Origin of the sequence: Legionella sp. PATHC035 (assembly GCF_026191115.1) — a bacterium.
Taxonomy (GTDB): Bacteria; Pseudomonadota; Gammaproteobacteria; order Legionellales; family Legionellaceae; genus Legionella.
In genome coordinates this window covers 3487438-3507884 of the sequence record NZ_JAPHOT010000001.1, presented here as the reverse complement: position 1 = coordinate 3507884, position 20447 = coordinate 3487438, and the positions used below count along the sequence as shown (strand labels likewise).

Below are 20447 nucleotides of genomic sequence, written 5' to 3'. Positions count from 1 at the left end.
TTTTGTTAAAAAGAATAACTTAACTTTCATTTAGGCTCGACATTTTTAACTTTTTTAGACTATAGTAGCCACCAACATTAAGTTTTTAATTTTTGAAATGTAGCCTTGGTGCTTTATTTGCCCCTATCATCCCGAATACATTGTAGTGTTCCCTCGTTGACTTGGGATGACGAATACAAACACCCAAGCTATTCAATGAATCATAAACGCTAAAGGAGATCAACAGTGTATTTGCAAGGATTTGGTAATCATCATCAAACTGAAGCAGTTCCAGGTGCTTTACCCAGTAGCCAAAATTCACCACAACACTGTAACTTAGGGCTTTATGCTGAACAATTAAGTGGAACGGCCTTTACTCGTCCAAGGCAAAATAATTTGCACAGCTGGCTTTATCGAATTCTCCCTTCTGTAGTTCAAGGCAACTATCAAGCCTATGAAATGGAACTGTTTAAACCCTATCATGCAGAACAGTCACCCAATCCTTTACGTTGGTCTCCCATAGATTTATTTAAAGAGGAGGATTTTGATTTTGTAGAAGGAATGTTTCACCTTGCTGGAACTCAGCATGTGAGTACGTATCTTTATCATTGTACTCGATCCATGCAAAACAAATACTTTGCTAATCATGATGGAGAAATGCTTTTTGTTCCCTACTCTGGCGAAATTAATTTACACACTGAATTTGGAAAATTAAATATTTGTCCTGGGATGATAGCCGTCATTCCCCGCGGTGTTAAATTCAAAATGGAGCTTGTCGGTCCTGAGACCAAGGGATACCTTTGTGAAAACAACGGAAATCCACTGACTCTGCCGCAGTTAGGACCTATCGGCGCAAACGGTCTAGCTAACCCTCGACATTTTCAATATCCACTTGCTGCATTTGAACAAGGTATTACTGAAGCCACTCTGATCTGTAAGTATCAAAACAAATTATGGACAGCGAAATGCAATCACTCTCCCCTTAATGTAGTCGCCTGGCATGGTAATTATGCACCCTATTGTTATGACTTGAGTTTATTTAATACAATTAATACGGTAAGCTTTGATCACCCTGATCCAAGTATTTTCACCGTATTAACATCAGAAAGTGATACACCCGGCGTAGCCAATTTAGACTTCGTCATATTCCCTCCTCGATGGATGGTTGCTGAACATACCTTTAGACCGCCTTACTATCATCGTAATTACATGAATGAGCTCATGGGCCTTGTTCGAGGTGAGTATGATGCAAAAAAAGAGGGATTTTCTCCAGGTGGGGTAAGTATCCATAATTGCATGACACCCCATGGGCCGGATCAAATAAGTTATGAAAAGGCTGCAACACAAAAACTTAAACCTGAACTTTATTTAAATACCTTAGCTTTTATGTTTGAAACAAAGGACGTATGGCAAGTTACGGAGCAAGCAATGCGTATTCCTCAGATGCAAAAGGATTATGCAAACTGCTGGCAAGGGCTTAAAGCAAATTTTGAGTCTCCGTAAATCTGGCTGAGAAAAAACGGATTAATCCCCTTAAACGAACTAACTCTCTCCCGTACGCGGGAGAGGCTCTTTAGAACAAATCTTCCTGCGTTAATCCCATTTTTTCCAACAAACCACGCAATGTCTTTAATGCTTCAACTTGAATTTGACGAACGCGTTCTCGTGTTAAATCAATTTCCTTACCCACATCCTCAAGAGTTGCCTTTTCAAAACCCCTCAGGCCAAATCTCCTTGCAATAACCTGCTGTTGATTTTCAGTCAATTTATCCAATAAAGATTCTATATGTAAGCGCAAATTTTCATTGGTCAAGAGTTCTGCAGGATTCACACTGTTTTCATCAGCGATCGTATCCAATAGTGATTTATTTTCATCGAAGCCTATGGGGGTATCTACAGAAGTTACCTTATCGTTTAAGCCCAGCAGCTTTTGCACATCTTCGAGAGGCTTATCAACCATTTCTGCAATTTCTTCGGGTGAAGGCTCATGATCTAATTTTTGCGTGAGTTGCCTTGCCGCCCTAAGATACACATTCAGCTCTTTAACTACATGGATAGGTAAGCGAATTGTTCGGGTTTGATTCATGATAGCACGTTCAATCGTTTGCCTTATCCACCACGTCGCATAAGTGGAAAATCGAAAACCTCGTTTCGGATCAAATTTCTCTACGGACTTCATTAACCCTAAATTCCCTTCTTCAATTAAATCAAGAAGTGGCAAACCGCGATTAAGATAACGACGTGAAATTTTAACGACCAAACGTAAATTGGACTCAATCATTTTTTTCCGAGCAGCAACATCTCCCTTCAAAGCAAGGGTTGCATAATGCACTTCTTCTTCAGCGCTAAGTAAAGGAGAAAATCCGATTTCGCTCAAATACAGTTGAGTCGCATCCATCATTTTGAGAGCATTTTTGCCACGAAAAGTAGGAAATGCGATATCATCAGTAAAATCATGAAGCTCTTCATCTTCATCATCTTTTTCAAGAAGCGAATCAATGTCTTCAGCCATTAAGAGCGATTCATCGTCTGGTTCAGTCCATTCCCCATCCTTAAGTTCCGGTTCTTTAATTGACTCATCGTCTTCGTGCATTCTTTTTCACCTATAGTGTTAGTCATGTTGCGAAATTTATTCCATAACTACATTATACTTCAAAACAAAGATTATTGTTGCTATAACTATAAGCTATCTGTCAACCTTTTTGTAGATAATTCAATGGATTGACAGGTATACCCGATTTTCTGATTTCAAAATGAACACCGGTATATTTACGATCTACAACCCCAACTTCGGCAATAATTTGCCCTGCTTTTACATGTTGTCCTTCGGAAACCATAATTTTTGAGTTATTCCCGTAAGCAGTTAAATAACCGTAATTATGCTTGATAATAATTAAGTTACCATATCCAGCCAGACCACTTCCAGCATAGGCGACTACCCCAGCTGCCGCAGCGATTACCTTCTCTCCTTTTCTAGAAGCAATATTTATGCCTTTTTTACCTTGTTCAGGTACAAAGGAGGTAACCACACGCCCACTCACAGGCCACAACCATCCTGAAGGAGAACGAGCAAATCGGTTTGCAGGGGAATGAATGACATAAGGCCTTGTTGGAAGTCTTAAGGAGTAATGCCTCATTGGAACGTTTCGATGAACTGATTGCCTATGTCTTGGAATTATACCTCGTAAGTTGATTACCTGCCCAACCCTTAATGAGTAGGGGGGGCCGATATGATTCAAGCGTGCCAGAGTTCGGTAATCCGTATCATAACGAAAAGCAATGGAAAAGAGCGTATCTCCATGTTTCACAACATAAACTTTTTGTTGACGCCAGGGATTCCACTTTAACTCAGTAACAGGAGCTAAATTGCTACCACATCCAACTAAGGTGATGACGAGGAAAAGACATAATAATCTTTTGCAAAATGTACCTATCATTGATTACCTCAAACACAATTGTTTTATTCGATGCGGATCCCATTGAGCCAATTGGCTAATTGATCAAACATTTTGTAATTCGTCATGTCCAAATGAAGTGGTGTAATTGAAACATACCCTTCGCTTATTGCATAAAAATCAGTTCCAGGACCCGCATCTGCTTGTGGTCCTGGCAAACCTATCCAGTAAATAGGGCGTCCTCTGGGATCCTGGTCTTTCACAATAGGTTCCGCGCTATGCCGAGTTCCTAAGCGAGTAACTTGCAACCCCTTTAATTGATGTAATGGCCTGTCAGGGACATTAATATTTAAAATAGTTTGTGACGGAAGGCTGTGTTTGCTCAATTTCATCACCAAATGCTTGGCAATAATAGCGGCTGTTTCATAATGTTGTATGTTATCTCCCACCATAGAAATCGCAAGAGCAGGCAAACCTAAATAGCGCCCCTCCACTGCGGCAGCTACAGTGCCGGAATAAAGAGTATCATCCCCTAAGTTAGCACCATCATTTATTCCAGAAACAACCATGTCAAATTGGGTATCTAAAAGACCAGTTATGGCTAAATGTACGCAATCAGTCGGTGTACCCTCAACACTATGATAACCATTGTCTAGTTTTTTGACTTTAATTGGTTGAGACAGGGTCAAAGAGTTACTTGCACCACTTCGATTTCTATCTGGCGCAACCACCTCAACATTCACACACGTTGATAATTCTTTTGCTAGCACATTAATTCCAGGTGCAAAAACCCCATCATCATTACTTATCAATACATTCATTTTTAACTCGTTGGTGATTCAAACCATTTTACTACTGCCAAATGATCCGTTAAGTCACTTTTGTTTTTAGTTAACTCGGCGGCTAAATTGGTATTAGTAGCCTCAGTTTTTAATTGTTCCTGCTGCTTTGCTATAGTTTCCTGCAAAGCCAGTATTTTTTTTCCAAAACCTTGGGGACTGAGCTGTAATTGATAAGCCAATTGGTTCATCCGATTGGCAAGGGCTTCGAGTTGGTCGCAGGTCAAGCCCCGTGGTTGTCTTTGTGGACAACTCTTTATCGCTTGTTGCAATTCATTGGGGTGCGATTTGTAATAATGTTCATTGTTTTGCGAACATGATGTCACTCCTAAAATTACGAATAGCACTGCCAAATATTTATTCATACTCAACCTATTATAAACTACAAAAAAGCGATATTATCATTAGACAACTGCTAACGCCATCTTAAGAGATAACCATGCTTGATTTTAAATTGCTACGTGATCTGCAAACAGGAGAACAATATATTGAAACTTCTCTTTGTGGTAAACCACTCCTTACCACGCCCCAATTAAATAAGGGTACAGCATTTACTAATGAAGAAAGAAAAGAGTTTGGACTTTTAGGTAAGCTTCCTCATCGAGTTGAAACATTGGATGAGCAAGTCAAACGCGCCTACTTACAATATTCGAGTTATACCACACGGTTACAACAAAATATTTATCTAAATAACTTACATGATAAGAATCAGATCCTTTTCTATAAATTAATCAATCGGCATTTAGGTGAAATGCTGCCCGTAATATATACCCCTATAGTTGGAACCGCTGTAAAACGCTTTAGTCATGAGTACAGGCAACCGAGAGGATTGTATATTTCTCACTCAGATAAAAATCAAATCGATGAAATATTAAAAAATCGCTCCAATCCTGAAATTGATGTAATCGTAGTTACCGATGGAGAAGGTGTATTGGGAATTGGGGACCAAGGGATTGGAGGCATGGATATTCCTGTTGCCAAACTGATGGTTTATTGTTTGTGTGGCGGTATTGAGCCGACCCGTACTCTGCCAATTTTTCTTGATGCAGGTACAAACAACCAAGAGCTTCTTAATGATCCCATGTACCTGGGCTGCCGCCACCCACGAATTAATTCAGCAGCATACGATGAATTCATTTCAACCTTTGTTCATGAAATTCACAAACAATTCCCCAATGCCTTTTTACACTGGGAGGATTTTGGTCGAGGCAATGCCCGACGCATTTTGGATAAATTTCAAGATCAACTGTGTACCTTTAATGATGATATTCAAGGTACTGGTGCAGTGACATTAGCTGCTTTATTGGCGGCATGCGATGTAACCGGTTCAAAATTACATGAACAGCGTATTGTGGTATTTGGAGCGGGATCGGCAGGAACAGGGATTAGCGATCAGATTATTGACGCCATGGTTCGCGAAGGACTCAGTCATGAAGAAGCCTATCAGCGTTTTTGGCTCATTGACCGCCAAGGGCTATTGCTCAATACCGACCCTGACCTCACTGAGGCACAGAAATGCTATGCTCGTAACGCCAAAGAAATTGAGGCATGGGCTATCAATGAAAAACAACACCCTTCACTGACTGATACTGTAAGACATGTTAAACCGACTATTCTTATCGGTTGTTCTGCTCAACCCGGAGCATTCTCTCAAGACATCATTGAGACGATGTCGATTAATTGTGAACGCCCTATTATATTTCCATTATCAAATCCTGATGAACGATGCGAAGCGAAACCTGCAGATATTTTAACATGGAGTCAGGGACGGGCATTAATTGCTACAGGGACTGCTTTTCCTGCTGTTGAATACCATAATCGCATGGTACAAATTGCCCAATGCAATAATGCATTGGTTTTTCCGGGAATAGGTTTGGGAGTACTTGCTGTTAATGCAACAAAATTAACAAAAGAAATGATTCTGGCTGCAGCACATGCATTATGTAAATTTGCACCAAGTAAAAAGGAAAGTTATTTACCTTTATTACCTTCGCTGGATGATGCCCAGACTGTTGCTAAGGAAATCGCAGTGGCTGTAGCACGTTGTGCAATCGATTCTGGCCTTGCCCAAAAAAACCATGACGCAGATTTGGAGAAATTGGTAGCAGATATGTTTTGGGAACCAAGATATTTGCCATTTAAATTGAAAAAAATTTGATTCTTGGTGCATAACCAGCCAACATCATCCCTAGTGCAACGAGAGATATCCAAGCTGTAGCAGCTTATTTATAACACGAGATCTCCCGTTGCACTAGTGATGTACATCCCCCTACCCCATTTTCCTCACTTTTTAACCGAATGCATACTCAGGATTTGCAAGAAACTCCATGCTTCTTGGAATTGAAGCGACCCGTAAAGAGGAATTGAGTTGGATAATCCCAAGGCCACCATTGTTTTTACGACCAATGGTTAAATCAATTTTAAGTAATTGGATTACATTCCCATTTTCATATTGATAATTAATCTTTAAAGGAAGGCTTAGTGTCCATGTATTGTCTCTAGTTTCAACAATTTGTATTTTTCCATCTATTTGGCTTGTTGCCCTTAATTTTTTGGTTTTGAATGTTTTCATGTTGCCTGATTTTTCCAAGGAACTTATAAACTCATACCAAGCCTGATCGGTATAGCAAGACTGCAATTTCTTCAATTGTAAATCTATGGCCTCGGAGTCAAAATTAAACGATTTTGTTACAGCATACTGAGCCCAATCCGATATAATGTTATCATTGATTTCAGGAGTTTCAGCAGGAACTTTATAATCACAATCAATAAAGTCTGCTTTCTTTTGTTGTTCCGCTTGAACTTGTTGCGCGTTTTGAACTGGGTCAATGTTCTTATTGGATAAAGGAGTCGCCGCAGTATTTGCGTTAGCGGGATCATTGAGGGTAGCAATAATTCGCGCAATACCAAAATCCCCAGAGGGTTTACGCTCCATGGTTAAATCAACTGTCAAAAATTTAATTACTTTAATTTGTTTGTTTTGATAAACAACTTGTAAAAGTAACTCCATATTCCATTGATTATTCCGAGTTGCAATGATTTTTGTTTGACCACTCACCTTACTGCTCATCCTAAGATTTTGTGATTTGATAGCCTCAATGTTTCCTGATTTATCTAAAGCATTCTTAAAGTGCTGCCAACCTTTTGCTGTATAACAAGACTTTAATTTCTGTAACTGAGTATCTATAGAATCCGAGTTAAAATCAAAAGACTGGATTGCGGCATTTTCCGCCCATTTTTTAACCAGTTCTTCATCGATCTGGGTAATTCCCTCCGGAACTTTGAGATCACAATTGATTACTTCTGGAGTCTGCAGTAGTTCAGAAGTAGTGTTCAAGATAATTTTTGGAACTTGAGTGGCTTGCAAAGGTTTGAGATCTTGCACAGGTTGTATTTTATTAGCCTGTTGCATGGAACCAGCTCGTTGATTAATCGAAGAGATATGCGCATTGGATGCCAAAACTTGAGCATGATTGGATGATGCGGAATTAACGCTCGGAATAACATTCGTTTTTAAAACGACAAGCTCACCACTGTTTTTTCTGCCTATGGTTAAATTTACATTTAATTGAGTCATTTGATTTTTATCATTTTGGTCGACTAGCTGCATGGGGAAACTAATATTCCATTGATTTTTTTTATTTTCGACGAGTTGGCGTTTCGTGTCTCCCTGTTGGCTATCTAAATTTTGAGTTTTTAGTGTTTCGATTTGATCTAAATGTTCTAATGCAACTTTTAATCCAACTGCACCTTGTTCTTTGAAATAGGTGAGTAACTGAGGCAATTTTGTATCGACGAAATCTGATTTAATGGCAAGAAACTGATTTTGAGCCCATTGAAATCCATTAACTTTGGAAGGATTTGCTATCCCCAGAAATTCATCAGAATTTTTATCGATAGAAGCTAAATTTACTGGCTGAGCTTCCACTGATTTCTTATGATTGGGTACCTGATTTTTTTGTACTTCAACTAGAGGTCGAGCATCATTTTGCACTGGTTTTAGACACAACTCAGGCAGATTTAGCACTTTATCGAACTCAGAAAAAGACTTTATTGGAGCACTGGTGAATAAGGAAGTAAGAAACGCAGCAACCGTTTTTTGTATGTTTTCAACATTATCCATTTGCTGAGTAACACTCAAAGAAAATCCTTTCATTGCTTCTCTTATTGTTATTGCCTTTTGAGATAACGCGGCAGCACGTGGTGTTGCGACAATTTGAGCGATGCCGAGTTTAAATGCGTTTCTCCAGCTGATAATTGTGTAAACATTAAGAAAATGCGTCACCTCTTCCTTATCATTTTTATAAAGAACTTTAATGGGTACATTTATTTGCCATTGATTTTCCTGAGTATCAATCAATTGAACTTCCCCATCTAAGGTGCTGCTCACCATTAGATTTTGAGTTTTAATCGAATTAATATTTTTTGAATCGTGTAATGCATTAACGAAACTAGTCCACCCATTTTTAGTGTAGCAAGCTCTTAAATTCTTCAACTGTGTATCAAAAGACTGAGAATCAAAATCAAAAGAATGGAGTACAGCATATTCGGCCCAGCTTACAACCAAGGCTTTATCAATTTTTTGAGTGTCACCAGAAATCCGATAATCACAATTGATTGCAACTGATTGTGGCTTTTTTGTTGTCGTGTTCTTTTTTGGGTGAGTTGTCTCTACTTTTTTTATCCCTGGATGATGTTTGAAATTGGTAGATATGCTTTCAGAGAGAATAGCTGGAGTTTGTGCAGCATATATTGGAACCCAACTTAAATGAAACAATGCGCCACAAACTATAATTTTTTTCATGAGAGAACATCCTTATTATTGTTATTATCCAATTTCTCTTTCTTACTGTCTGATAATTATAGTTAACACTCTGAATCGGACTATTCTAATTAAGAGTGTATTAAATAATACAAAAATTTCAACAGAGCTGAACTCGTCCAAGAAAACCCCAAAAACTCTTGTTGCCACTTGAATGTTGGGAGGCATTGTGAGATAAAAAAATTAGATCAAATTAATCTTTTTATTTCTCTTTGACGGAATTTGGATGTCCAGTGAACATCATTAATTCTTATCAGTTTTTTACAAAATTCACTTTAATTTTTTTAACTGTGGCAGTATTAGGCTCCCAAGAACGGGCATATTTAAGTACAATCATAGTACTTGCAGGATAACTTTTCCCTTTCTGCAATTGAAAAGTAAAATGCATTTGCCCACCAGCCCCAATGAGATTAGTCTGTGGCTTTTCATAAGAACTGTTGCTGAGGATTAATAAATTTTTATCAAAACTAACTACCTTCCATTGAAATCCTGTAGTTGGATTAGCAGGTAACGTCACCACAAAATTAGAATTATTCGCATTCACTTGCATAGTAGAGGTATCATTTGCAAAGCTCATCATCGAACAACTGAGAAGTAATAAACCAAGTACTGTTTTCATTCACCAGCTCCTTTTGAATATTCTACACCTCAGTTTAGCCTATTTTACCCGATTCGGTGATTCTTTTATCTAAAGTAATGCATTGCTTAAAACATGATTCTTGGCTCCAAGGATAAAAGTTAGGCTAACATGCTGAATGATTTTAACTCATTGACTGTATTGATAAAATTAGATACCCTGCGCAAAGATAAATCATCGAGAAGATTTTATGTTAAATTTAATGGGCTGGTATGAAATAAGCGAAATATTAGATTTAAATGATGAAGCAGAGGATGAAAATTACCTCTCAGGAATTATGCAACGAGCGGTAAGTAAGTACCGAGAACGTCCGGGTTTCTTTACTCCATATCAAAATGGCAAAGAGCTTGCAGGCGAATTACTGGCACCGATTTGGTATCCTTTAGCTTCTACAATTGGTGCAGCTCTTATGGCATTTACCGCACTTATAGCCGCGTGTTATTTCGTAGGCTTCCTATTGTATGGACTGGCCTCAATTATAATGATGAGTGCTGAACATCGTAATACAGCATTAGAAGGCATCGCAAACAGCCTCGCTCTTGAAGGTTTAACACTTCTTGGCACTGTCACCGGTGCATTACTGATTGTTCTCAGTATCCCTCATAGCCTTGTTTCCCTCGTTACTCGCTCAACTGTGTCAGTGCTTACCGGAACAACTGATTGTAGTGAAGACAATGATTCATTTCTCATTTATCAATAACAATGGTAAGCCCGGCTAATACTCCGTAGCCAGGGCTCCCCTCCTGCACTTGACTAGAAACCTATTTCATAATTTTCAATATAAATCTTGATCTTAAAGGATAGAAAAGCGATTATTTTATCTTTTGAAATCAGAGTTAGGAGCGCGAGTGGAATACGAAACCATGGAATTTGATGTAATCATCGTCGGAGCAGGACCGGCGGGGTTATCTGCCGCGATTAAACTAAAACAATTGGCTTTAGCCGCTCAAAAAGAATTATCAGTTTGCATTCTAGAAAAAGGAGCTCAAATCGGGTCTCATATTCTTTCCGGAGCAGTTTTAGAGCCTAGAAGTCTTGAAGAGCTTCTTCCAGAAACTTGGCAAGATGCACCTCTAGATACTGCAGTAACTGAAGATTTTTTTTATTTTCTGACTAAAAAAAACGCCTACAAACTTCCAACTCCTAAACCGATGCATAACGAAGGCAACTATATTATTAGCCTGGGGGAGCTTTGCATATTTCTCGCGCAACAGGCAGAATCCCTGGGTTGTGAGATCTATCCTGGATTTGCTGCCGTTCAAGCACTTTATAATGATCAAAATCAAGTGATTGGAGTTGCAACTGGGAGTGTAGGCCTAGACAAAAATAAAGAAAAAACAAATAATTACCAGCCTGGAATGCATTTACTTGCGAAACAAACTTTGCTCGCCGAAGGATGTCGAGGACAGCTTAGCCAAAGCCTAATGTCTCGCTATCACCTTAGGGATAAAGCCAACCCCCAAACTTATGGTCTAGGTATAAAAGAAATCTGGCAGGTCCAACCAGAACAACATAAGCCTGGCAAAGTCATCCATACTGTAGGCTGGCCAATGGATCACGCAACTTATGGTGGTTCATTTCTATATCATTTGTCTAATCATCGTGTTGCCATTGGTTTTGTGGTCGGCTTAGATTATAAAAATCCATGGCTGAGTCCTTTTGCTGAATTTCAGCGATTTAAAACACATCCATTGATACAACCGCTATTAACTGGGGGTGAGCGAATCAGCTATGGTGCGCGAGCACTGATTGAAGGGGGCTGGCAATCACTCCCCAAACTTACTTTTCCTGGTGGCGCATTAATTGGTGATGCAGCGGGGTTCCTTAATGTGCCTAAAATTAAAGGAATCCATACAGCAATGCAATCAGGTATGCTCGCAGCAGAAGCATGCTTTGAGTCATTACAGCAAGATCACCCCGCTCCATTTGAACTTACCAACTATCCCCAGAAAATCAAAAGCTCCTGGCTGGATAAAGAGCTTTATTCGGTACGTAACATAAGACCAGGGTTCAAATACGGCTTGATTCCAGGTTTGCTCAATGCCGCACTGGAAACTTATATTACCCAAGGCCATTCTCCATGGACCTTGAGAAATCATGCTGATTACAACACCTTAATTCCAGCAGGAAAAGCCAAGAAAATTGACTACCCTAAACCTGATGGAGTTCTTACTTTCGATAGGCTTTCATCTGTTTTTTTATCCAACACCTATCATGAGGAAAATCAGCCCTGCCATCTTGTCTTAAAAAAACCTCAATTGGCAATAGAGGTCAATTTAAAAACTTATGCATCACCTGAGAGTCGTTATTGCCCTGCAGGAGTATATGAAATCATTGACGAAGAAAATGGACCCAGGTTACAAATCAATGCTCAAAATTGCATTCATTGTAAAACCTGTGATATCAAAGATCCGCGACAAAATATTGTCTGGCATGCGCCTGAAGGAGGCGGTGGGCCTAATTATTCTGGGATGTAGTGCTGACACAGGTTGGGTTCTAAAACTCAACCTGCATCAAAACTCTATATACTGAACAATGTCACAAAAAAAGTGTCATTTTGATAGTGTTTTTTTCATCATTCTGCATCATAATTCGCCCTTCATAAAAAATGAGTGGCACAGCCTTGGGCTGTTGGCCTTAAATAATATCAATTTTACCGAAGGGAACCCATGTCTAAATTAACGAAAATACTTAAAAAAATACAAACCAATTTAGATAATTATTTAGCTGATCCAACGCAGCTAGACTTATTGGCTGAAAATATTGGACTGTTTGAGGAGATTCCTAACTCCTATTTAAGAAAACTCTACAAAAAAGTATCTGCTTTTGACTTATTGGACAATAACCAGGCTTTATTAACGATGGCGTCCAGCTACATTCATTATGCAATTGCAAAAAAAAATAATAGCCAAAACCTTGATAATCTACTGAATCTTTGTAACAAAGCAAGTGCTTGTTTTCAACGAATTATTAATTCCACCGCAATACTCCCTCCTTCCCTCTTAACTAAAGAACACTCAGAGCATCTGCTGATCGCGAACTTTCAGCTCCATAAGATTAAATTTATTCAAGCTGAGATGCGGCTTTTTTATATATTAAAGAACAACTTACAAAGTTCCAGCTCAGTACGAGAAGATTTAACAGATATTATTGCTGAATATACTCATTTTAACAAAGTTCTGGCTAAGAGATATAAAGATCGGATTCTTCGAGAACAACTTTCAATTGACAGTACACTCCTGGACTCCATTCAGGAAGGGCTTAAATCAGCACGAAATTTACTCGATAGTCCACCGCCACAACAAACAGCAAAACGTTATCACGTTGAAACCGATGATAGTTATGCAGATACAGAAGATTTATCCAATCCAAAGAAGAAAAAGGATCATACCAAGGATCAAAGCAGTGCATCCAGTTCGGAATCAAGACATTTTGAGACTGAAAATACTTCTTTTGATTTGAGTGGCTTGGAACTTTTAAGTACCGCTGCAACTGATATAGCGTCCATGATGGTGGAAGAGGTACATGTTCAGGTGTCAACGATGCAACAACCTAATCTTGCACAGGAAATTCTTTTGCCACAACCTATTTTGGCCCAAAATACGGAAGGCAGTCAGATGTTTTTAACTGAATTCAAAAAATGGGCTGACGCCTATTTCTATTCAAGAACTGAATATTCAGACGGCAAAAGAGCTGAAAAGTCTCTAGCAAAAATTGCTCATTCTTTGCTGTTTGCCGCCATGAATTTGCAGCAAGAAAGTCCAGTGTACAAAGGGAAACAATTTAATCCCGCCATTCAAATGGCAGTCCAGCTATTTTTATTAGCAAGTGGCAAGGATGCAGAAACAGCTCTCGAAGCGACTGAAAAGCTAAGAGGTTTATCAAAAGAATATTCCATTCTTTTAAGGCCATTTGTTCGTTCATTTGTCCATAAGCCATCCCCTGAAAAATTTATTCTTCATTTAAGAATGCAATTTGCTAGTGAAAACCAATCGAGTGTGTCCTTTTTAGGACTAGAACTGCCAGATGTTATTGAAAAACTATTCAAACATTTTGAAACGGTACTCACTGTTGACGACTATGAACGAGTTACACAATGCGCTACCGATTGTTTGATAAAAGCTTATGATAGGCTAGCTGAGCAGAATTCGTTGCCATCTCCTATAAGAAAATAAATGGTTATAAAGTTAGGTGAATCAGTCCCTTGGGTTCATCTAACTTCTTTTCATTCGATCTGGGTAAACAATTTTTAGGATGTTAAGCAGCAAAAATGCCATTGATTATATAATAATCATATTCTCGAACATCTGACTATTGATCCTGTCGATAGGTATAGAACACAAGCTCCTGATTCTCGTTCCCTTTCAAACCAATACATCAGTTCAATAACAGGATTTGTTTGCATGACTACATTTTCCCATGACTTAAAAAACTCTTAACGAATGCTACTTGAGACTCGATTTTAGCCATGCCGTCAAGAATAACATCCGCACATTTTTTCAGTTCCTCATCAAAAAATAAAATTCGTGCTTCATTCAAATAAAACGCCAACTCCTCCAAAACCTTCTCTTTGTCCTTATTTTCTTCTCTATAATCACGCAACACTCTTCTACATAATGAAACATCTAAAGGAACTTCAATATGCACGCATAAATCAATATATTGTCCAGTCTGCTGATGCAAACGACCTAAAGGTGCATCAAAAATAATAAACTCAGTCGGTTTCAATACCTCATGAGTTATAGGGTGCTCAATAGCGTTTCCTGACCTCAATACCTTAAGAACATGAGCAAGTTCACGGTAATTCCATTCTTGATAATCTTGTCCGCGTTGATGCCATTCAACATAATCCTCTGGAACGATTGAAATTGCATCAAACTCATCCCAACTGATGAGAACAGCACCTAAATCCTTTGCCAGAGTTGCAGCGAGTGTTGATTTACCTGCACCGGATACCCCACTAATACCAAGTATCATTACCATAAGTTATCCTCATAGGTTCAATGGCTATTAAAAAGCATCTGCTTATTATATTCTAAATTTGGGGTTAATCTGATATTGGGCATATCGATCATAAAAGCATTTAACTACTCTAAGGACGGCAAAATGTTTGATTCGTTCCATTTACAAGGTGTAGAAGCTTTTAAAAGAGGCGATTATATACAAGCAAAAAAACTATTTCTCCAAGAAATTAATCTAAATCATGAAAGTCCAGAAGCGTATTTTCTTTTAGGTAAAACATGTTTTTTGTCTGCTGAAAAAAACGAGGCGATTTCCTATTTGAACCGATTTTTTGAATTAACTATGAAAGTACAAAATCGGGAAAACTGGTCTGATGCATTTGATCTTCTAGGACAATGTTATGCAGCGAACAACCAGAATGAGGTAGCAATTACATACTACTTTGCTGCGATTGAGAATGACTTTAATTGTGTGTCAGCACGACATAATTTGGGATTGAGCTACATGAAGCTTGCTCAAGATTATCTCAAATCCAATTTTAAAAATTGTTTTATTTTACTTAGGGACGCACAAACTGCACTTATTTCAGTCTTGGAGCGATGTAGCGATAATCCTACGTTTTTACATACTGCCGCAAGTTGGCATGAACTGTATATTCATCTATTAAATCAATCATCAGTTGGAAAGGATACGCAAGAGGAAATCAGCGTGCACTTTATGTGTGCCATTTACTACTATGGTGACGCCCTAGCTCATTGCCCTACAGAGGAATGCGCACTCCAAAAAGTGATTACAGAAAATCTAACTGAATGTTATGTTCAATTTGGTCATCATCTGTTTCAAAGTAAACAATATATAAAAGCACAAGAACTCTATTTCTTAACTCTTCAATTGGATCAAAGTCATATTCCTGCACTCAATCAAGCAGGTATGTGTTTCTTCAAACAAGGGATGTATGCGAAAGCAAGAAATCAGTTTGCCACGGTTCTTGAGCAAACGAGTGACAGAAAGGTTCAAGCTGATGCTTGGTTAAATATAGGGTGCTGTTATCGACTGGAAAAAAATTGGGAGAAAGCGGAGCAATCGCTTCTTAAAGCACGAAGATTGTCTCAAGATGATCTCAGAATTAATGAGGAAGTAGAGAAGCTAAAGCAAGCAAAATCCCAAGGATTGCTCGGAGTAAATACTCAAACTATTTTTCGTATTAAACCAGATAACAATCCCAGCTTGGCCTTTCTTAATACTGATAGCTTTCATTTAAATTAAGAAATCAACTATTTTTTCTGAGCAAACCATGCTATCGCTCCTCTATATCATTTGTTTGTATTCTAAGCATGATGAAAAATAAACAAGGGCGATCAAATTGTAAATAGCATTGATATTATTTTGCTAATATGAAAAAATATAAAGCAATTTAACTTTTATTTATATCAAATGATAGAGTGGTTAAAGCGTTTTTATACCCAAAATCATAACATCACCCTAACCTTAAAAGGTAAAACTTTTAAAAAAACGGATTGTGAACGAATTGGAGGGGGTTCCGAAAAACATGTCTATAAGATTAAAGGCACAAACCTATGCTTTTTTATTCCAAACAAGGGTTGGATTAATTGGGATGAGAAAATTCAAGCGGAAAAACTCCTGCTTGATCAAATCACAGACTTGGGATTAAAAACACAACGATTTGAAATTGCTCCTATCGAAATACAAGAACCCGGCCAGCCAAGCTACACCATTAATGTTCTTGTCACAAAAGATTTTACAAGTCTTTGCCAAGAAGAATCTATTGCCATTTATAACGCCAAAGGGGATCAAAGGGTTATTGGTACACCTCCAGATATTCTTATCTTAAAAGAACGCTTGAAGGATAAGCGTTTTGCACTAAAAATGGTAGAAAATATCCTCAATGAATATGCAACCGCATTCACCTTTTCCTTGCCCATTAGCATTCTGCACTCCTTAGATGATAGCGAGCATTTTTATTTTAAATTACCTCCAGAGCACTCTTCAGAGCCCCCAGTAATAGGCTTTATGTTTTGGGATGTTGTCTCAGATTTTTCAGGAACCAGTTTACCCTATGTACCAACTCTCGAAGAATTGAAATCAGGAACCAGGGACAAATCCAACTTTTTTTATGGTCCTCTCAGAGGATTAAGCTTTTTAGCAAATCACATTGCTTGTACCATGTATGAAATGTCCTCTAAAAAACAGGGAGGTATAGGAGATGGGTTTGATTTTGTAAGAGGAATCGAAGAAGATTTAATGCCGGTATTAAACAATGACGAAACTCTTAAAATCGCCCTAACTCAAGCAAGAAAGAAAGGCATTATTTTATTTACCGAATTCTTAAATGAGTTAACCCATATTGAAAATAAAAATGTAAATCCCGCTGGTTTTGTTCAACTGATGAAGTCAGCTCTCTCACTTGAAGAGCCTGATTTACTCCAGCGTGCGTTCAAGATCTACCCTAATCCTAATGATTTGCCCCAAGAACATATTGAGCAAATTATGGCTGAAGCTAAAAAATATGGAAATTCCAGTAATATTGACTTTTTAACTATCCATCTAGTTTTAGCAAAAGAACAAGCAGAGTTGGAAAAGCTAAATGCAAACTTAGAACGTTTAAAAAGCAATTTTATGCAAAAATATGATGCAAAATTAACCTCCGATAAAAACGCCTGGTGTGGTTTGTATTCATTTTTTGCTACCAGCTATGTTAAGAAGGATATGTCCTTAAAAGATTTGGTTAATCATGCTCAAGGCCATTCCAAACAAGGCAGTGGAAAACGCAGTCAGGAAATAATGAAGAGCATGGGATGGTTGAATGAAGAGAATGAAGTATGCGGTGAGTTAAGGGAATATTTATTGAAAATTTAGAATCTTCATTAACAGTAGATGTAAGAAACGTATTTTTTTAAATCATTTAAAATTGAATAGAGGAGTAAAAGCCATATGACGTAATTCATTCAACCATTGCGCTCTTGGCGTTCCTCCTGGAGCTGTAGTTTCGAACCAATTATATTTGCACCAAAGATAAATATCCAAACTCTTCATTTGGCTAAAATCATTAATCGACTGCAATAAATGCGCGTCTACAGGCAAAATACCCTGATACCCCTCAATCATCCATGCAAATTTTTCTGCCCATTCAGCAAAAGGTCTACTGCATAAGTCTAAAAATGGTTTTGCAATATCGGCGATAAACCAATGATAGACAGGCTCATCAAAGTCAATAAAATGGATTTGCTTGCCGTCGTATAGCACATTCCCGGGTCGATGATCTCCGTGCGTGAGACCAAAATTGACCTTATTCGGCGTAAAGCGTTCAAAGCGTTGGTCAAGGCTATGAAATAAATCCTGAATTGCCTTTTCTTCATCATCAAGGTAACCGGCTGTTTCATTCCACAAGTCCTTCCAGCTTCTAAAATGATGTCCTTTCGCCTGATAAGTTCCCGCAGCACGATGTAAACGCGCCAAAGCTTGTCCCCAGAGAAAGTAGGTATTTTTATCCTCATACCCAAAATGCATGATTGTCCCTGGCACTTCAGAGCATACTTGAGCCCAAAAAAAGAGTTCATCTTGTCTAACGCTTTCAATATAACATCCGTTGTTTGACACGAGAACGTCAGAAACTGGTGCATCATGTTGGAGCAAGTGTTGTTGAAAATCGATGGCAGCGAGCAGTTCCCTTTGTGGTCTAATCTGCTCATGAGTCATGCGCAAATAGAATCTCTTTCCCGCAGATTCAAAACGATAAACACAATTGATTTGATTGTTAATCAGTTGCAGGTTATGAGGTCGATCAACCCATTGCGAAGCCGCTTTAAGTGCTGTTTTACAGCTGATTTTTTTTAGGGTATCTGCCCAAACCATAAACTATATCTCGGTAATTTTATTTAAAAACTCAATCCAACGTCATTCTATTTTCGTCATCGCTTACGCTGTTCTCTTGGGGACGCATATCATGCAAAGCAGTCCTGTACTTTGTTATCGAATCCGATAATTTTTTACTCTTAACGAGCTCTCCCTGTTCAGCCAAGGTTGCGTCGCGAGATACTTTAGAAACTATAGATACAAAAAATTTCACAGCCTCAGCCAAAGCGCGCCATAATGGAGAAGAACTGCCCATTGCCTCATGAGAAAGACTCATTAATTCCTCGTTGTTTTTTTCCACGTTATGGGACGGGTTAAAGCTATCATCACACTGTGCAATAATATGAGTCAACAGATCTAATTTCTTTGGATCCAGACTTTTCAATGCAGCTTCAGCATTATGATCAGCAATTGCATCAAGACGTTTTAATAATTTCTCCATTGCACCTTGAAGCTCTGGTGAATCCGTATGGTTATATAATTTTGTTGCAAATTTAATATAAAGGTTTTGATACGTTTGAACTGCTGCATCTTTAAACGCTTCAGCCGCATTGATTCTCTCATTCTTGTCGATCTTTTCTTTCAACTCATGATAACAATCCAAACGCGCTTTGATTCCCACCGCATGCTCACACTCATCTAGCGAATTAAGAAATGCTCTCATTAATTCTTGTTGTGCTGCTAATTGCTGTGCTGTGAGTAGATTTGGCTCAACAGCACACCATTCAAGTTCTGCAAATAGAGTTTTTGAAACCTTATCTTTCAAACCTTCATCCAATGAGCGATTCATTAACTGCTCAAGACACACCAATTTGCGTTGATGCAACGCAATCGCTTGATCTAAAAAACCCTCTGGGCTTAAATATTGTTGGTAAATTTCTACTAATCGATCTTTAGCGCCCTCATCAGTCTCCTCCATTTTTTGAATTTCCTTAGCCAAGAGAGGCGCAACACCTTTTAAGCGAGAAGCCATTAGATTCTTAACTCGTTCAAAAGGGCTTGCCTTAAGGCTGGTACGGAGTGGACTAACAATCACATTATGATCTCGCTCCGAATTGAGCTCGGGTTCGTACTGCTCAACTTGCTCATCACTTACAATTCCTTCTTCGGATATTTTTCCATCAAAAATGGTCACAAAATCAAGCATACCGCCTCCTGCATACCCCGGTCGTTTAGGATCCGGGCCTGGTGCATGAGCATAGGTGGATTGACCACTATATCGAGCTGCCGCAAGAGAAACACGATCAAGTGCGTGTATTTCAGGATATTTCTCGGGATATTCCCACATGTTAATTTCTTTATTATTCTCATCAAGTCGGTTGCGAGTATTCGCATCATATCCTGAAACCATTAAATTAGGACATGCCGCTAGAAGTTCATCCCAATTGTGCACCTCTTTTATCGTTTTTTTATGGAGCACATGCCAATCTTGATTGCGCTTCAACATACTGCTTGCATCTAAATGCCCACTGACCGCTTGTATATCGATACGTTCCCCATCGGGTCGCTTTATGGCAAAATTAGTAACCAAGCCTCCTTTATTGAATCCTGCACCACTACTGATTCTCTCTAAAAAACCACTTGCAGGAGTACGTCTTGCTTCGGTTGAATTGATATCACTTAAAACCAATTCTTTTTTATAAATAATAAAGCTTGCTATTCCTGTATTTGAATGAAATTGAGTATCCGCTTTAGTATGGGTAGCCATTTGCCCCAAACACGCTACTTGGTAGCCCTCGCCAAGTACCGCTTCAAGCTGTTTTTGAGTTTTCTCAAAGTGGGTTTCTTGACAGTTGATAAGATAAAAATCTGCTCCATCCTGATCGATCTTATCGGCAAGCTCCCTACTGGCTTCAATACCAATAGTATCATTACCACAATTTGCTGTAATTGCTCGATATGTAAATGGCATAATAACTCTCTAATCTTGGAAACTTTTT

The 20447-nt window shown here is 38.6% G+C and carries 16 protein-coding genes; 7 read left to right on the top strand and 9 right to left on the bottom strand.

Annotated elements, in window-relative coordinates:
- The first annotated feature begins 225 nt into the window (after positions 1–225).
- Positions 226–1482, top strand: a complete 1257-nt coding sequence (gene hmgA / locus OQJ13_RS15210) for a homogentisate 1,2-dioxygenase (RefSeq protein WP_265711698.1) — start codon at positions 226–228, stop codon at positions 1480–1482.
- A 70-nt stretch (positions 1483–1552) separates the two neighbouring features.
- Here hmgA and rpoS read toward each other — a convergent pair whose 3' ends face one another.
- The 4 genes from rpoS to OQJ13_RS15190 form a co-directional block, all read right to left on the bottom strand.
- The gene (gene rpoS, locus OQJ13_RS15205) at positions 1553–2572 is read right to left on the bottom strand and encodes an RNA polymerase sigma factor RpoS (protein WP_028381925.1); all 1020 of its coding nucleotides are present in this window, start codon (positions 2570–2572) and stop codon (positions 1553–1555) included.
- Positions 2573–2672: 100 nt separating this feature from the next.
- On the bottom strand, positions 2673–3416 hold the full coding sequence (locus OQJ13_RS15200; protein WP_265711697.1) for a peptidoglycan DD-metalloendopeptidase family protein: 744 nt from the start codon (positions 3414–3416) through the stop codon (positions 2673–2675).
- Positions 3417–3439: 23 nt separating this feature from the next.
- Positions 3440–4195: a 5'/3'-nucleotidase SurE gene (gene surE, locus OQJ13_RS15195; protein WP_265711696.1), complete on the bottom strand. Its 756-nt coding sequence runs from the start codon at positions 4193–4195 to the stop codon at positions 3440–3442.
- A 2-nt stretch (positions 4196–4197) separates the two neighbouring features.
- On the bottom strand, positions 4198–4578 hold the full coding sequence (locus OQJ13_RS15190; RefSeq protein WP_265711695.1) for a hypothetical protein: 381 nt from the start codon (positions 4576–4578) through the stop codon (positions 4198–4200).
- Between the two features lie 74 nt (positions 4579–4652).
- Here OQJ13_RS15190 and OQJ13_RS15185 point away from each other — a divergent pair, with 74 nt between their 5' ends.
- The gene (locus OQJ13_RS15185) at positions 4653–6371 is read left to right on the top strand and encodes an NAD-dependent malic enzyme (RefSeq protein ID WP_265711694.1); all 1719 of its coding nucleotides are present in this window, start codon (positions 4653–4655) and stop codon (positions 6369–6371) included.
- A gap of 132 nt (positions 6372–6503) precedes the next feature.
- Here OQJ13_RS15185 and OQJ13_RS15180 read toward each other — a convergent pair whose 3' ends face one another.
- Together OQJ13_RS15180 and OQJ13_RS15175 are read right to left on the bottom strand one after the other, a co-directional pair.
- On the bottom strand, positions 6504–9017 hold the full coding sequence (locus OQJ13_RS15180; RefSeq protein WP_265711693.1) for a DotI/IcmL family type IV secretion protein: 2514 nt from the start codon (positions 9015–9017) through the stop codon (positions 6504–6506).
- A 271-nt stretch (positions 9018–9288) separates the two neighbouring features.
- Positions 9289–9654, bottom strand: a complete 366-nt coding sequence (locus OQJ13_RS15175) for a protease inhibitor I42 family protein (RefSeq protein WP_265711692.1) — start codon at positions 9652–9654, stop codon at positions 9289–9291.
- 208 nt (positions 9655–9862) lie between these two features.
- On the opposite strand from OQJ13_RS15175, the gene OQJ13_RS15170 reads away from it, so the two are divergent.
- The 3 genes from OQJ13_RS15170 (at position 9863) to OQJ13_RS15160 (ending at position 13847) form a co-directional block, all read left to right on the top strand.
- A complete protein-coding gene (locus tag OQJ13_RS15170; RefSeq protein WP_265711691.1) occupies positions 9863–10372 on the top strand; it encodes a hypothetical protein in 510 nt (169 codons plus the stop codon).
- 148 nt (positions 10373–10520) lie between these two features.
- Positions 10521–12149, top strand: a complete 1629-nt coding sequence (locus tag OQJ13_RS15165; protein ID WP_416209915.1) for an electron transfer flavoprotein-ubiquinone oxidoreductase — start codon at positions 10521–10523, stop codon at positions 12147–12149.
- A 192-nt stretch (positions 12150–12341) separates the two neighbouring features.
- On the top strand, positions 12342–13847 hold the full coding sequence (locus tag OQJ13_RS15160; protein ID WP_265711690.1) for a hypothetical protein: 1506 nt from the start codon (positions 12342–12344) through the stop codon (positions 13845–13847).
- Positions 13848–14079: 232 nt separating this feature from the next.
- On the opposite strand, the gene OQJ13_RS15155 is transcribed toward OQJ13_RS15160, so the two are convergent.
- The gene (locus OQJ13_RS15155; protein ID WP_265711689.1) at positions 14080–14655 is read right to left on the bottom strand and encodes an AAA family ATPase; all 576 of its coding nucleotides are present in this window, start codon (positions 14653–14655) and stop codon (positions 14080–14082) included.
- A 123-nt stretch (positions 14656–14778) separates the two neighbouring features.
- Between OQJ13_RS15155 and OQJ13_RS15150 the strand changes: the two genes are divergently transcribed.
- Both OQJ13_RS15150 and OQJ13_RS15145 read left to right on the top strand, forming a co-directional pair.
- Positions 14779–15900 (top strand): tetratricopeptide repeat protein, encoded by a 1122-nt coding sequence (locus tag OQJ13_RS15150; RefSeq protein WP_265711688.1) that lies wholly within the window; start codon positions 14779–14781, stop codon positions 15898–15900.
- 168 nt (positions 15901–16068) lie between these two features.
- Positions 16069–17511: a hypothetical protein gene (locus OQJ13_RS15145; protein WP_265711687.1), complete on the top strand. Its 1443-nt coding sequence runs from the start codon at positions 16069–16071 to the stop codon at positions 17509–17511.
- 42 nt (positions 17512–17553) lie between these two features.
- On the opposite strand, the gene OQJ13_RS15140 is transcribed toward OQJ13_RS15145, so the two are convergent.
- Both OQJ13_RS15140 and OQJ13_RS15135 read right to left on the bottom strand, forming a co-directional pair.
- A complete protein-coding gene (locus OQJ13_RS15140) occupies positions 17554–18507 on the bottom strand; it encodes a phosphotransferase enzyme family protein (RefSeq protein ID WP_265711686.1) in 954 nt (317 codons plus the stop codon).
- A 31-nt stretch (positions 18508–18538) separates the two neighbouring features.
- Positions 18539–20419: a hypothetical protein gene (locus tag OQJ13_RS15135; protein WP_265711685.1), complete on the bottom strand. Its 1881-nt coding sequence runs from the start codon at positions 20417–20419 to the stop codon at positions 18539–18541.
- Positions 20420–20447 lie beyond the last annotated feature (28 nt).